14 protein-coding genes are annotated in these 14567 nt (G+C 70.0%); 10 read left to right on the top strand and 4 right to left on the bottom strand.

Translation table 11 applies throughout. The annotated features are described in order from the left end of the window. Positions 1 to 34: 34 nt before the first annotated feature. The gene (locus tag ADY59_RS03560; RefSeq protein ID WP_049557487.1) at positions 35 to 928 is read right to left on the bottom strand and encodes a LysR family transcriptional regulator; all 894 of its coding nucleotides are present in this window, start codon (positions 926 to 928) and stop codon (positions 35 to 37) included. A gap of 119 nt (positions 929 to 1047) precedes the next feature. Between ADY59_RS03560 and ADY59_RS03555 the strand changes: the two genes are divergently transcribed. The 5 genes from ADY59_RS03555 to ADY59_RS03535 all read left to right on the top strand — a co-directional run bounded on the left by ADY59_RS03555 (position 1048) and on the right by ADY59_RS03535 (position 6571). Then, positions 1048 to 2127, top strand: coding sequence for an FAD-dependent monooxygenase (locus tag ADY59_RS03555; RefSeq protein ID WP_197093413.1), 1080 nt, complete (start codon positions 1048 to 1050; stop codon positions 2125 to 2127). A gap of 111 nt (positions 2128 to 2238) precedes the next feature. Continuing rightward, positions 2239 to 3099 (top strand): SDR family oxidoreductase, encoded by an 861-nt coding sequence (locus ADY59_RS03550; protein WP_049557479.1) that lies wholly within the window; start codon positions 2239 to 2241, stop codon positions 3097 to 3099. 92 nt (positions 3100 to 3191) lie between these two features. Next, a complete protein-coding gene (locus ADY59_RS03545; protein WP_049557475.1) occupies positions 3192 to 4421 on the top strand; it encodes a serine hydrolase domain-containing protein in 1230 nt (409 codons plus the stop codon). 37 nt (positions 4422 to 4458) lie between these two features. After that, positions 4459 to 4863, top strand: coding sequence for a hypothetical protein (locus ADY59_RS03540; RefSeq protein ID WP_049557472.1), 405 nt, complete (start codon positions 4459 to 4461; stop codon positions 4861 to 4863). Positions 4864 to 5038: 175 nt separating this feature from the next. Continuing rightward, complete coding sequence (locus ADY59_RS03535; RefSeq protein ID WP_063780546.1) at positions 5039 to 6571, top strand: FAD-dependent monooxygenase; 1533 nt, start codon at positions 5039 to 5041, stop codon at positions 6569 to 6571. A gap of 351 nt (positions 6572 to 6922) precedes the next feature. Here ADY59_RS03535 and ADY59_RS03530 read toward each other — a convergent pair whose 3' ends face one another. Continuing rightward, positions 6923 to 7534, bottom strand: a complete 612-nt coding sequence (locus ADY59_RS03530; RefSeq protein ID WP_049557470.1) for an NAD(P)H-dependent oxidoreductase — start codon at positions 7532 to 7534, stop codon at positions 6923 to 6925. A gap of 200 nt (positions 7535 to 7734) precedes the next feature. Beyond that, complete coding sequence (locus ADY59_RS53670) at positions 7735 to 8016, bottom strand: winged helix-turn-helix transcriptional regulator (RefSeq protein WP_231618533.1); 282 nt, start codon at positions 8014 to 8016, stop codon at positions 7735 to 7737. Positions 8017 to 8336: 320 nt separating this feature from the next. Between ADY59_RS53670 and ADY59_RS03525 the strand changes: the two genes are divergently transcribed. After that, positions 8337 to 8570 (top strand): DUF2945 domain-containing protein, encoded by a 234-nt coding sequence (locus ADY59_RS03525; RefSeq protein ID WP_049557468.1) that lies wholly within the window; start codon positions 8337 to 8339, stop codon positions 8568 to 8570. Beyond that, complete coding sequence (locus ADY59_RS03520) at positions 8567 to 8896, top strand: DUF3140 domain-containing protein (protein WP_049557465.1); 330 nt, start codon at positions 8567 to 8569, stop codon at positions 8894 to 8896. Before ADY59_RS03525 ends, ADY59_RS03520 begins: the two co-directional genes overlap by 4 nt. Positions 8897 to 9634: 738 nt before the next feature. Here ADY59_RS03520 and ADY59_RS03515 read toward each other — a convergent pair. Next, a complete protein-coding gene (locus ADY59_RS03515) occupies positions 9635 to 11068 on the bottom strand; it encodes a hypothetical protein (RefSeq protein WP_231618520.1) in 1434 nt (477 codons plus the stop codon). A 223-nt stretch (positions 11069 to 11291) separates the two neighbouring features. On the opposite strand from ADY59_RS03515, the gene ADY59_RS03510 reads away from it, so the two are divergent. The 3 genes from ADY59_RS03510 to ADY59_RS03500 are packed head-to-tail and all read left to right on the top strand — an operon-like array spanning position 11292 to position 14488. Then, positions 11292 to 12293 carry an NAD-dependent epimerase/dehydratase family protein gene (locus ADY59_RS03510; RefSeq protein WP_197093411.1) on the top strand — a complete coding sequence of 334 codons (1002 nt, stop codon included), beginning with the start codon at positions 11292 to 11294 and terminating at the stop codon, positions 12291 to 12293. A 58-nt stretch (positions 12294 to 12351) separates the two neighbouring features. Then, positions 12352 to 13107, top strand: a complete 756-nt coding sequence (locus ADY59_RS03505; RefSeq protein WP_049557461.1) for a hypothetical protein — start codon at positions 12352 to 12354, stop codon at positions 13105 to 13107. A gap of 10 nt (positions 13108 to 13117) precedes the next feature. Then, entirely contained in the window at positions 13118 to 14488 is a 1371-nt protein-coding gene (locus ADY59_RS03500; RefSeq protein ID WP_049557458.1) for a hypothetical protein, read from the top strand. Positions 14489 to 14567: the final 79 nt, after the last annotated feature.

Below are 14567 nucleotides of genomic sequence, written 5' to 3'. Positions count from 1 at the left end.
GATCTGCTGCAATGCGCTGCCAGTTGTTCGGCGCTCAGCTCTCCGGCGGGAGGGGGCCGAGATCGCGGACGACCTTGGCCAGGGCGCGGATGGGCTCGTTGTCCGTCTCGCTGCGCCATACCAGCGCGTACGGCAGCGGTCCCATGTCGGTGACCGGCAGGTAGGTGATGTCCGGCCGTACCCAGTAGCGGGTCATGTGCGAGGGGAAGAGCACGACGATCTCGGCCATGCTGGCGAGGGTGATGGCCTCTTCGGTGTCCTGCACCACGGGGCCACGCTCGATCGGGCGGCCGCGGCGGGTTTCGCGCGGAATGTAGGCGTCGTACCAGTACTCGGGCCGGGTGTCGGACTGCGGATGCTGGAAGTCGGCGGTGATCTCCAGCGAGACCGACGTGCGCCGGGCCAGCTCGTGCCCGACGGAGACGGCCAGCACCCGGGGTTCGGCGAACAGGACCGGCCCCACGGTGAGGTCGGGCTCGTCAACGGGCAGCCAGGTGAGCAGGACGTCGACGTCCCCGCGGCGTAGCGTGGCGAAGGCGTCGCTGAACTGGGTTTTCTGGACGCGCAGCTTCCACTGCGGGTGCCGGAGACGGAAGACGTCCCAGTAAGGGCGTAGGTCGTGAACGTTGGTGGGCAGCATGCCGACGCGCAGGGTGCCGGTGATGCCCTGGCCGGCGAGCTGGGCGCGCTCCATGCTGTCCTTCAGCCCGGCGTACAGGGGCCGGAGGTCGTCGCGGAGCTGCTGCCCGACCGGCGTCAGCCGTACGGTGCGGCTGGTGCGCTCGAACAGCGGGGCGCCGATCTGCCGCTCCTGCTTCTGGATGGCCTGGGTGACGCGGGCGGGCGACAGGCACAGCCGGGCGGCGGTGCGGCCGAAGTGCAGCTCCTCGGCCAGAGTCAGAAAGATCTCGATGTCGCGTAATTCCACGCCGGGCCTGCTCCGTTTACTCCCACTGAAGGTGATCTTTCGGGATTCGTCGTTGTTCTGGGTGCTCACCGTACTTGATCCTCGAATCGCACGAACCGTTCGTTCGATGGAGCATGGTGATGGACGTCCTCATTTCCGGCGCCGGCGTTGCCGGGCACGCTTTGGCGTACTGGTTGCGCCACCACGGTTTCACCCCCACCGTGGTCGAGCGGGCCCCGCGGGTGCGGGCAGGCGGGGGCGCGGTGGGCTTTCGCGGCGAGGCGCTGGACGTCCTGGACCGCATGGCCCTGTTGGAGCGGGTCAAAGCGCTGAACCCGCAGATCCTCAGGGGCGAGCTGATCGGCCTGCTCCACGAGGCCACCTGCCAAGAGGTGGAGTACGTCTTCGGCGACTCGATCGACGCCCTGGAGCAGGACGCCGACGGCGTGCGGGTCACCTTCGAACGCGGCCGGCCGCGCCGCTTCGCCCTGGTGACCGGCGCCGACGGGCTGCACTCGCGCACCCGCTCGCTGGTCTTCGGGCCGCACGAGCGGTTCGTGCGGCACCTGGGCCTCTACACGGCCACTTTCGGCCTGCCCGACTGCCCCGGCCTGTGCGACGCCGGCCGGCTCCACAGCGGGCCGGGCAAGGAGGCCGACATCTCCAGCACCCCCGGCAAGCCCGGGGCGCGCGTTGCGCTCCACTTCGCCTCCGGGCCATTGGCCTATGACCACGACGACGTCGGGCAGCACAAGCGCATCGTGGCCGGGCAGTTCGCCGGCGAAAGCGGGCAGGTCCCGCGCCTGCTGGAGGAGATGAGCGGGGCGGAGGGCTTCTTCTTCGACGTCAACGCCCAGGTGGAGATGGACTGCTGGTCCTCGGGCCGGGTGGTGCTGGTCGGGGACGCCGGCTGCTGCGCGGCGCCGGCCTCGGGCCTGGGCGCCTCCCAGGCGCTGATCGGCGCCTACGTCCTGGCCGGCGAGCTGGCCGTGGCCGGCGGCGACCACGCGGTGGCGTTCGCCGCCTATGAGCGGGAGATGCGCGGCTTCGTCGCCGAGCATCAGCAGATGGGACGCGAAGGGGCCGACCGGTTCTTCATGGGCACGCCCATTCAGGAAGAACTCGGCCTGGTCGCGGCCAACGCGCCGGAGGCTGCGGCCTGCGCGCAGATCGTCAGGCTGAAGGATTACGCTCCCCGCTTCGCCGCCCAATGGCCGTGACCGACGGCAACCATGAAGGCTCGATCCCCACCGGCGCTCATGGACGCCGGCCCGGCGTCGTGCCGGCGGCAGCGGTTACCTCTGAGAATGCAACCGATCGGAGTCCTATATATGCACATCCCGAATACCGCCTCCTCTCGCATCTGGTTCATCACGGGAGCCAGCCGCGGCCTCGGCCGTGCGTTCGCCCTCGCCGCGCTGGAGCGCGGCGACCACGTGGTCGCCGCCGCCCGCGCCATCAGGCGACAGGACTTCGGCGACCGGTACGGAGATCGGCTGCTCGCTCTCCCCTTGGACGTGACCGACCGCGACGCGGTGTTCGCCGGCGTGAACACCGCCGCCGAGCACTTCGGCCGGCTCGACATCGTGGTGAACAACGCCGGAACCATGTCCTCGGGCATGGTCGAGGAGTTCACCGAGGCTGAGGCGCGCGCCCAGCTGGACGTCAACCTCTTCGGGGCGATGTGGGTCTGCCAGGCCGTCCTGCCGCATCTGCGCGGCCAGGGCTCCGGCCACATCGTGCAGGTCTCCAGCATCGCCGCCCTGGGCGGCTTCCCGAGCACCGGCATGTACAGCGCGAGCAAGTTCGCGCTGGAGGGCATGAGCGAGGCGCTGGCGATGGAGGCCGCGTCGTTCGGCGTCAAGCTCAGCATCGTCCAGCCCGGCGGCTACTGGACCGACCTGTACACCAGCATGACGACGACGTCGCCGTCCCCGGAGTACGGCCCGTTGCGCGCCGAGCTGGAGAAGCAGTGGGCCGACGGCTCGATCGACAGCGAGCCGGGGCTGGCCGCCGAGGCACTGCTGAAGCTGGTCGACAGCGAGGACCCGCCGCTGCGGCTGCTGCTCGGCAGCATGGTCTACGACCTGGCCTTCGACATCTCCCGGCGGCGGATGGACACCTGGGCCGCCTGGGAGCAGGTCAGCCGCGCCGCCGAACACGCCGTGCCCGCTCCCGCAACCGCCGGCTGACCGGCGTCGCCACCGGCCTCGCGCGTCGCCGATGGATGCCGCACCGGACCGGATTTCGCACGACCGAACACTGTAGACAGAGGAGATTCATCATGGGACACGGCAACGGCGACTTCACCCCGGCGGGGCTGCGCAGGCTGCGTGAGGTGCTGGCGCGGCATGTCGAGTCGGGGAAGATCCCCGGAGTTGTCGCTCTGGTCAGCCGCGGCGACCGGACGCATGTGGAAGCGATGGGGACGATGCGTCATGACGGTGGCGCGCCGATGGGCCGGGACACCGTCTTCCGGATGGCTTCCACGTCCAAGCCGGTCACCATCGCGGCGGCGATGGTGTTGCTGGACGAGTGCCGGCTGCGGCTGGACGACGTGGTGGACGCGTGGCTGCCGGAGCTGGCCGACCGGCGGGTGCTGAAGCGGATCGACGGTCCGCTGGACGAGACCGTGCCGGCGCGGCGGCCGATCACCGTGCGCGACGTGCTGGCCTCCACGTTCGGGCTGGGCATGGACATGATGGCGCTGGGCACGCCGATCCTGAACGCGATCTTCGAGCGGGGACTCACACCCAACCTGCCGGTGCCGATGCCCGGGCCGGATGAGTGGATGCGCCGTCTGGGCGAGCTGCCGCTGATGCACCAGCCCGGCGAGCACTGGCAGTACCAGATCAGCAGCGATCTCGTCGGGGTGCTCGTCTCCCGGGTCACCGGCCGGCCGTTCGAGGAGTTCCTGCGCGAGCGCGTCTTCGAACCCCTCGGGATGACCGACACCGGCTTCCACGTGCCCGCCGACCAGATCGACCGGCTGCCGGACCTGTACGCGCCGGACCCGGCCACCGGCGAGTTCCTGGTCTGGGACGAGGCCGAGGGCGGGCGGTGGAGCGAGGCTCCGGCGTTCCCGGGCGGCGGCGGCGGGCTGGTCTCCACCGCCGACGACTACCACGCCTACTTCCGGATGCTCCTCAACGGCGGCACCCACCAGGGCAGGAGGATCCTGTCGCGGGCCGCCGTCGAGCTGATGACCACCAACCGCCTGTCGCCCGAGCAGAACGCCGCCCGCACCGCCCTGGCCGTCAACAACGTGCACATCTCCTTCGGCCAGGGGCAGCAGGGCGGCTGGGGTTACGGCATGGCGGTGCGCACCTACCGAGGCGACTACGCGCCCATCGGCCAGTTCGGCTGGGACGGCGGGGCCGGCACCTCGGCCTACGCCGATCCGGCCAACCAGCTGACCGGCATCCTGCTCACCCAGGTCGGCTACTCCGTGCCGAGCCCGGCGCACCTGATGAACGACTTCTGGACCACCCTCTACCAGGCCATCGACGACTGACCTCCCTCCCAGCGATACCTCCGAGGAGCACACGATCATGTCCATCACCCTGACCGACCAGGACCGGCTCACCCTGCGCACCGCCGCCTGGGGCGCCGTCTCGCTCATGTCCGCCGCCGGCGCCGCCGGCTCCGCGCACAAGGCCGCCACCGAAGGCTCAATCGCCCTGACGTCGGCGACCGGGCCGATCGGGCACGTGCTCGCCAAGGCGCCCAAGGGCGTCAAGTACGGCAAGACCGTGGCCGACCTCGCCGACCAGGTGCTGCCCGCCCTGACCGCCGCCATGATCCTGCTCAAGCAGCAGGCCCCGGAGGAGGCCGACAACTTCCGGCGCACCGTCCAGGTCGCCGTCGAAGCGTCCACCCGGCCGCAGCAGGGCGAGCCCAGCCCTGCCATGGCGGAGATGGCCCGCAAGATCAACGCCGCTCTGGACGCCGCTTAGGGTCCCGCCCGCTCCGCCGCCGCCTACCGCGCCTTGCGGGTAGGGCGTGTACGGGCGGCCGGAGCGGGTGGGGTCTGTGCCTGCGGGTGCCTCGGACCGCCCGTCGCCGGAGACGGGCTCAAGCAATGTTGTTGACGCCCAGGTCGCGTGGACGCGACTACGAGGAGAGTGACCAGTGACGAACGCCGACGTGATCATTGTGGGTGCCGGCCCGGCCGGCCTGATGCTGGCCGCCGAACTGCGGCTGGCCGGTGTGCGGCCGCTGGTGCTGGAGCGGCAGCCACAACGCCGAAACACGCCGAAGGCCGGTGGTCTTGGCGGGCAGATCCTGGAACTGCTGCGCTACCGGGGTTTGCTGGAACGCTTCGAGGCGGCCTGCACGGGTCCCGTCCCGGCTCCCCGTTTCCCGTTCGGCGGGGTGCATCTGGACTTCACCCAGCTGACGGATCCCCCGCTGCACGCCCTGCCGCTCCCGCAACCGCAGCTTGAGCAGTTGCTCGACGAACGCGCAAGCGAACTCGGCGCCGACATCCGCCGCGGCCACCAGGTGACCGGGGCGGTACAGGACGAGGCGGCGGTGACCGTGGACGTGCAGGGCCCCGACGGGCCGTACCAGGTGAGCGCCCGCTACCTGGTGGGCTGCGACGGAGCCCGCAGCCGGGTCCGGGACTGGGCCGGCATCGGCTTCCCCGGCACCGTCTATCCAGAGGTCAACCGGCTGGCCCAGGTCACCCTGCCCGACACGGTGACCGTGCTCGGCGACGGCGGCCTCGACGTCCCGGGGGCCGGCACCGTCCAGGCCGGTTTCACCCGGACCGACCACGGTCTCTTCGGCATCGGCTCGTCGCCCGGCTCCCAGGTCGTCTCCCTCTACACCATCGAGGACGAGAGCACCGAGTACGACGACGACACCCCGATGACCATCACCGAACTCCAGGACAGCATCCGCCGCGTACTCGGCGTGACCCTGCCCGTGAAGGAAGCGAGCCGGCTGTCGCGCTTCACCTTCAAAGCCCGCCAGGCCGACCGCTACCGGAACGGGCGGATCCTGCTCGCGGGTGACGCGGCGCACCTGTTCCCCGCCACCGGCGTGGCGCTCAACGCCGGCATGCTGGACGCGGTCAACCTCGCCTGGAAGCTGGCCGCCGACGTCCACGGCCGGGCACCGGCCGATCTCCTCGACACCTACCACGACGAACGCCACCTCGCCGGCGCCCGCACCACGCTCCACACCCGCGCCCAGGTGGCACTGCGACGCGGGCACGACCCGGCCGCCGAAGCACTCCGGCAGGTGTTCCAGGAACTGCTCGCCGACGAGCAGCCGCTGCGCCGGATGGGAGCCCTCGTCGCCGGCACCGACATCCGCTACCCGATGCCCGGCACCGGCCACCCGCTGACCGGCACCTTCGCCCCCGACCTCACCCTGCACACCGACCAGGGCACCACCAGCGTCGCCGACCTCATGCACACCGCCCGGCCCATCCTCCTCGACCTCGCCGGCCGCCCCGACCTCCGCCAGACCGCACGGGACTGGCGGGATCACGTCGACGTCCACACCGCCAAAACCGACGATCGGCCGGCCGACGCCCTGCTCATCCGCCCGGACGCCCACATCGCCTGGGCCGCCGGCCTCGACGAACCCGCGGACAGCGCCATGCCTCCGCTGCGTGAGGCACTCTCCGCATGGTTCGGAACGCCCTCAGCATAGGGAGAGCACAAGGTCGAGACCGGCTCCTGACAGCGGAGGCTGCTCGGCGCAGCCGTCGCCTAAGACGTACGTCATTCGGGCTCTCCGGGAGCCCACGCTGTCGGCGCCGGTGAAGGAGGCTGCGTCGGTGGAGAGCCGGTCGGCGCTGAAACGCAGTCCGGTGGGGCAGTTCGTGCCCCGGAGAGAACGACAACGTCGCGCGCCAACCACTTCCGCGCCCAGGAGCGGCGGTCGGCGCTGGTCCTACGGCTGCGTGGGGGGCTCGCCGCCTGCACGCCCGGACATTCGTGCCGTAGGTGGTGTGCTGGCCGGTCACGCGTGTGTACGTCGTTGCAGTCGTCCCGCCATGCTCTACGTATCGGCGTTGCGCGGGTCGAGCAGGGCGGCCGCGTGCTCGCGCGCTTCTCGCAGCCAGTCCGCTCGCTCCCGTGCGCTCGAGTCCGTCACGGTACGGAAGACGACCCTGCGCAGGTCGGTAACCCCAACGTAGGGCAGCACGCAGGCGCCCCAGATCTGCTGCAAGGGGTCGCCGAACTCGTTTCGCTCGCGGTCCGCCGGGGTGTCGGAAGTGTTGAGCACCAAGGCCCGCCCGGCCTTCAGCATCCCAGCGGGCTCGCCGTCGGCGGTGGCGAGTTTGTAGGCGACGCCGGGGACGAGCACACGCTGCACCCATCCGGTCAGCACCGCAGGCGGCATGCCCCACCAGTTGGGATGCACGAACACCAGCGCGTCCAGGTCGGCGACCTCGGCCCGATGCGCTTGGACCAACTCGTCAACAGAGGGCATCACGTCCGCCACGGTCTCGGTCTCGGCGGCGGGCAGGGCCGGGTCGAAGCCCTCGGCGTACAGATCGTGCGCGCGGACGTCGACATCCAGGTCCCTCAGCTGGTCGATCACCGCCTCGAACAACGCTCCGTTGAAGCTTCCTGGCCGGGGGTGGGCGAGGTAAACGCCGATACGCATATGGATGTCCGATCTTTCGTGTCGTGCTCGCCCAGGTTCTCACACGCTGACACACCGAGCGGCCGGGGCCGCGTGAGGCGACCCACCGGTTCCGGAAGCGCCCCAAGGACGGGTCCAACCGAGGTACGGCCAGAACCGCGCGCCGGCCGAGCAGGCGATCCGGCTGGCGGCCAGGACCAAGGACCATCCGGCCGACCTGATCAACGTGGCGCTGGAGGACTGGCCAAGAACAGCTGCGAGTTCCCGGCAGGCCCGGGCACGAGCGGCCCATTACCCGACAGGCCGCGAAACAGGCGTGAGAATGACGATCTGCGGCTGGAGTCGGCCGCGGGGCACCCCTGCGGCGTCGTGGTGTCGCCGGGCCCGCTCGACGTGCTCGAGGTTGGTGTGGCCCACTCGGCGAGGTGGGCGAGGAGGGGGGCGAGGCTGCGGCCGAGCTCGCTGATCTCGTATTCGACGCGCGCACATCCACCCGAGCCCATGAAGACGTACGCCATCGTCGTGGTCGCCCCGGGAAGGGAGCCCGGGCGCCCTCACAGACGATGACGCCGTCAAAAGGCCTCCGACCTGGGCCGAACGCCAATGGCGGCAGCTGCCAGGACGGCCTTCCGAGGCGCCGGCACCAGGCGGAGCGAGCGTCGGGGACGAGCGCTCCGGCGACGGCAGCGGCGGTCACCGCGAAAGCCGTCTTCACAGGGCCCACCCCTGCCCACGACCTACGCCACCGCGTCTTGACCCGGAGATGGGCGTATCCATGACCGCAGTGCGGCGTGCGAGCCCGTGCCGGGGTAGTGCGCAGCTCATGACCAAAAAGCGGAAGGACGACCCGTCGCCAGGCGACGACGTCACCTGGCGAAGCCATGGATCCACCGCCCACGGCAAAGTCGAGAAGAAGATCACCGGCCGGCAGAAGGAAGCCGGCCGCACCGTGGCCGCCTCGCCCGACGAGCCCCAGTACGTGGTGCGCAGCGAGAAGAGCGGCAAGAAGGCCGTGCACAAACCGTCTGCCCTGCGCAAGGACAAAGGCTCGCGATGACCGAGGAGGAGCGGGCGACCGCAGCCGAGTTCGGTCAGGCGGTGAACATGACCGCCAAGGAATTGGAGAGCTGGCTGGCCACGGACGAGTCCAAGGCAGTGGGCCAGAAGAGCGACGCCGGCGAATCCACCGGTCACGAATCCGGACGCAGAATCGTTGACCTGCTCCACGCCAAGAAAGAGTCTCTCACCGAGCAGGACTACTCACACATGCGCAAGGTGATCGGCTACATTCACCGGCATCTGGCACAACGCCCTTCCGGCGATATCCAGGAGACCAGATGGCGCTATTCGTTGATGAACTGGGGCCACGATCCCCTCAAATAAGACACCTGAAGGAGACACTGAGCCACAGGTTCGGATGTGATCCGCTCTTGCCTCGCCCGTCCGCTGCACTGAGCGACTGAAAGCAGCAGGCCCCAGTCGGTAGCAGGCGTGGCCCGCCATCCCGTCTTCTCCACCAGTCAGAGGCCAGCGTGCGAGGGTACGGCCATGCAGACTGGGTTCGCAGAAGTGGTCGGACTGCTCGGGCGGCCTCCGACTTCATCTCTTCTCGATGTAGGGCGATGCCCATGGCGAAGGGGCCGCGCCCACTCCCGATCAAGTGCCCCAGCAGTCAGCATGCTGCCAGGACCCTCCCACCTGGGAAGACGAGCCAGCTGGCGAAGGCCGGGCGGCGCCAGCACTGTACATGAGGCCGGAGCGTCTACCCCGCTTGGGCAGTGTGTGATTTTATCGACCCCTCATGTGTCGCTCGCCGGATACTTTCAGGCGAGCCATACGCCCCGCATCGGCCTTTGCTCTCTTTCGGCCGTGTCGTGCCTCCGGTTACAGGACGTAATCGTGAACCAGCTAGCGGGTGCTTTCCTGGTCTACTGCGAGGCTTTCGACATGGTTGATGGCGTCATGAACGCACACACGTACTCGGTTTGCCCGGCGACGGATTCCGGCGTTGGGCCGGCCAGATGATCTGCGCGGTGAAATCCGTGAGCGTGTCAGTGGTGGCGCGAAGCTGGAAGCGTCGGCGTTGCGGCGCCCAGTCGCGACGCATCAAAAGGGTCATCCTTATGCAGGAACGCGGAGCTCCTGGCGCGTCCGGTGGCGAAGCTCGCGCACCCTCGGCTCGGCGTTCCACGGAGTCAGTGCGTCGAGGAAGTCCTTCATGTAGGTGAGGGATCGGATGGAGGCGACGCGCCCGAGGATGTCCACGGCGCGGTGGCCGTGTTCCAGCCCTTCGTCGAGACGGCGCGCGTGCAGGAGGGCGCTGCCGACGATGGCGTTGCGCATGCCGCAGGAGCGGGTGTAGGTGAGGGCGGGCATGGTGGCCAATTCTTCGAAGCGCATCACCATGTGCGGCATCTCAAGGTCGCGGTGGATCTCGGTGGCGTCAGCGGCCAGCCGTGCGTGATTGAAGAAGTCGATCCAGGTGGGGTCGGGGTCGTCGGGATGGGCCTGGCCGAGCAAGGTTTCGGACTGGGCAAGCGCCAGCCCGGCCGCGCGACGAGCGTATGCGTGTCCCTGCAGCCGGGCAGCGCGGGCGTGTGCGCGGGACTCGACCAGTTTGAAGAACGCCAACGTGCGGGGCGTTGCGTGGTCGCGGGCACGCTCGTAGGCGCCTTGGGCCATGTCGATGGCGTCGTCGACGTGGTCGTTGAGTCCGGCCTGCAGCGACATCGACGCCAGGACATAACCGCCTAGGGGGACGTCGCCGGCGGCGCGAGCCAGGCGCAGGGCCTGAATGTAGTGCCGTTGGGCGGCGGTCTGGTCACCGACGTCCCAGGCGGCGTACCCGGCCAGGCGGCCGAGCTGGGCGGTGGCGGAGAACAGCTCGCGGCCCACGGCGTCGGTGTAGGTGCCCTTCAGCAGCGGGGCGGCGCGGTCGCGCAGGCACGCGGCCACCAGGGAGGAGCCGGAGGAGCCGCCGCCGTACTTGGAGTCGATGTGGCGGGCGTGCTCGGCCGCGTCGTGGAGTTCGGCGATGTCAGCGGCTCCAACACGCCGGCCGGGGGCATGGTGGTGGGTGGCGGCGTCCGGGTCGGCGGGCTGGATCAGCCACCGGGTGCTGGGTGTGGTGAAAGCCGCGGCGGCGAAGGCGAGGCGGCCGAACGCGCGGCGGTTCACCTGATCTCCCGATGTCCACCAGGCGATGGCGGTGTCGATGGCGCGGGGAAGCTCACGAGGGAAATCCAACCCGATCTCGGGGGAGGTTGTCGCCGGTTGCGGCATGCCGATTTCGGCCACGCTGACGGGCCTGCCGAGCCGCTCCGACAGCACCGTGGCGATCGCCTGCGGGGTGGGCCAGCGGGGCAGCATCCCGGAGATCCAGTTGGCGACCGAGGTGTGCGTGTAGTGAGTCGGCTTGCCCTGGGCCTGGCAGTGCTGATTCACCCGAGCTGCCAGCGCCTTGTGGCTGGCACCGGAGGCGGCGATCAACTTCTCCAATGCGAGGTTCGGGGGGTGCCCGGATGTGCGGGGCACGCTGGTGGTGTGTGCGGCCACGACGCCTCCTGGAGGCTCGGCGGTGCGGTCCCACGAACGTGCACTTACGGTAACGCTGCCGGGGCTGATGGTGAACCTGCCATGCGATTTGTGTGCCCCCTCATGTGCCCTCCCGGGCCTCCCCTCCGTCGGGTTCCGTGGAAGCACCAGCCGGCCCGACGTCGATCGGGCGGCGCCACAAGCGAGGAGGTGAGCGCACATGTCCCTGCACCAGCTTGCGGGTATGACCGTGCTCGTCACAGGAGCCGGAGGGCTGATCGGGAGCCGCCTGACGGCTCAGTTGCGCCGGATCGGCGCGCGTCCCGTGTCCCTGTGCAAGATCGACGCCTACCCCCGGCAGGTGTACCACGACCACTTCGGGATCAGCCTGGACGATCCCGACTTCCACGTCGGCGACATCGCCGAGCCCGGCGTGGTGGACAAGCTCATCGACGGCTGCGACTACGTCATCCACGCCGCCGCCCTGGCCGACGTCGCCGCCTGCACCCGACGCTCCGTGGACGCCATCAAGACCAACATCATCGGCACGCAACGCGTGCTGGAAGCCGCCGCCGCGACGCCGAGCTTGCGCCGGGTGGTGTTCGTATCCTCCGCGAGCGTGTACGGCAACCAGCTACCGTGCGACGCCGGGCTCGCCCGGTTCGCCGAGGACACGCCGCTGCAGCCGGTGTCGGTCTACGGCACCACCAAAGCGTGCGGGGAGTTCCAGACCGCCACGGTCCTGGGCGAGGCCGGGAGGTCGTACGCGATCGTCCGCTACTTCTCGGTCTACGGGGAGCCGCAGGTCGTCAAGGAGAACAGCCACAGCTGGGTGGTGGCGTGGTTCTGCATGCGCGCCGCGCTCGGGCTTCCGCTGCATCTCAACGGTGGCGGGCACCAGGTGCGTGACCTGGTGCACGTGGACGACATCGCCACCGGCACCCTGCACGCCCTCATCGCGCCGGCCGCACACAACCAGACCCTCAACATCGGCACCGGGACCGGGACCACCATCCGGCAGGTCGCCGAGCTGGTCCGCCACCACTACCCGGACGCCACTGTCATCGGCACCCCGCGGCCGCCCGGCGACCCGCTTGGCGGATACGCCTGCACCGGCCACATGGCCGAGCTGCTGGGCTGGCAGCCCGGCATCACGGTCGCTGAGGGCGTCGCCCGATACGCGGAGTGGCTGAAGGCAACCCCCTCGGCCATCCCCGCCTGGCTGCACCAGCCGGCCGCCGCCTGACGCCCGCCCCCCTTCGTCGCGGCCACCCGGGGGTGGCCCCTGTCTGGGAGACAAGCCCATGTCAGCACGCCCGCAACCTGCCGCGAGCCTCCGGGAGTCGGCCCTGCAGCGCCGCCTGCCGCCACACCAGGCCATGGACCAGCCCACCTTGACCTGGATCGCGGCCAACCGGCCCGCCGCAACCGCGCGCACGGAGGCCGTCCTCGATCCGCCCATTTTCCTGACGCCCGAGCTCGGCTGGTTCACCCGCGAGCAGGCCGCCGATGGCATCCACGGCGTACTGCACAACGCGCGAGTCTGTCTCCTGGCCGATCTGCTGGCGCGCCACCACGGCCTGGACGCCGAGCAGAGTGCCGCCCTGCGGGTGGCGGCGGCCGTCCACGACTGTCGCCGCCACGACGACCGGACCGATCCCGAGCATGGGCAGCGGGCCGCCTACTGGCTCGCCCGCCACCACCGGACCGTCACCGCCTCGTTCGGCCTGCACCTGCCGGCCGAGGCGGTGCCGACCGCCTGCATCGCCATCAGTCTGCACAACGTCGACTACGCCGACTTCTCGGCCGCCCAGTGCGAGGCGTACGCGCGGGCCCCGCGCCTGACCGACCTGCTCAAGGCCGCCGACTGCCTGGACCGCTACCGGCTGCCCCTGGACCGCTGGTGGCCCGACCCCGCCCGTCTGCGCGTAGATGTGCCCGCCTGGGTGTACGGCGTCGCCTTCGATCTGGTGATCGCCAGCGAGCAGGCCCGCCTGGACGGCGCTTCGCACCACGATGCCCTCACCCACGCCCGCCGCATCGTCTTCCACCTGTCATAGGAGCCCCGCTATGGACCGTGAGGTCTCGACCCTGGTCACACCTGTCGCTGCCGACCCGGTATGGGAGAGCGCCCACACCGACTACAGCCCCGGCCATCGCCCGCGCCCGGTCCCCGGCGGCTTGGCCGCCGACGACACCGAATGGCGGTCCTACCTGGAGCAGCACACCTCCAACGGCTGGCTGCTGCGCGCCGGCTCGCTGCTGGAGACGCTGGCCGGCGGCCGACCGATCTACCTCATGCACACCACCGCCTACCTGGAGGCCATCCGAGCCAGCGGCCAGCTCTACCAAGCCCCCGGATGCCTGGTCGGGGCCTTGTACTGCGCCCTGCTGACCCCGGCCCCCTCCGGCGGGCTGCGGCCTCACAACCTGGGGGCCTGGCTGCTGGCGAACAAATCCCACCGGAACGTCCTGGTCTTCGAGGTCACTCCCGATGGGCCAGTACCGGCCAAGGGGATCGACTACCTGCGCCTGGGTAACGTGCATCTGGCCGCCTACCACGGCCATCGCGCCTTCCTCACCCCAGCCGAGGACGACCAGCTCCGCAGCGCAGCCGTGCAGCGGGTACGGCAGGCTGCCGGCGTCCTGGACATGCTGCTCGCCAGCGCGTGCGGGGCCGTTGTGCCGCCTGACCGGTTCCTGGACCAGCTCGCCGACGGGGTACCGCTGGTGCCGTTCCTGGGCTACTTGTACTTCGAGACGGTGGCGGAGTACCTGATGCTGCACTCGACCGGCCCGCAGAGCCGGGCCTGTGCCGAGGCCGGAGAGATGAACACCCTCCTGTCCAAGGACCTGGCGTTTGCCGCGGTCGACACGATGGGCGAGCTGTTCGACCTGGCGCTGTTCCGGCCCCGCCATGCGCGGTTGTGCGAACTGATCGACCAGATCGAGCCGGGTCTGGTCGACGGCGCGGCCGAGTACACCCGCCGCCGCCTCTCGCACCTGTTCGCCAGCGTGGCGCTGGACCCTTCCCAGGACGCCAGCGCCGTCACCTTCGGCCAGGCCACGTTCGACACGCTGGCCCGCAGGGCACCCGGATTGCTGGGGCAAATGCTGTTCCGGATGCTCCGCACCAACCCGCGCTATCCGCAGCTGTATCCGGCCTTCGAGCAGCCCAAGGCCAACGGCGCGACCGCCTTCTGGAACACCCACGGCATCCCCGCCCCCTTCAACGGGGTGATCCCCAAAGGGGAGATCGGCCTCAACATGGCCTGGCCCGCCGGCGCCCGTGTCTGGACCGCCGAGTCCTGTGAGCAGGGGCTGCTCCATCCCGTTGAGGAGCTGACGCTTGCCCTGGTGCCGCGCTTGTCGGATCTGCGGGACACCGCGTTGGGTCGCGCCCGATTCGCATCCGACACTGAGCAGCGCCGCCGGCACTGACCTCGGCGATGGAACTCCGCCTGCCCGGGTTCCAGGTCCCGACCTGAGGTAGTCTCGACCCTTTCCTTTTCCCCGACGC

The sequence above is a fragment of the Nonomuraea sp. SBT364 genome (genome assembly GCF_001083785.1).
GTDB lineage: Bacteria > Actinomycetota > Actinomycetes > Streptosporangiales > Streptosporangiaceae > Nonomuraea.
Note: the sequence above shows the minus strand (reverse complement) of the source record. Positions and strands in the feature narration are given on the sequence as shown.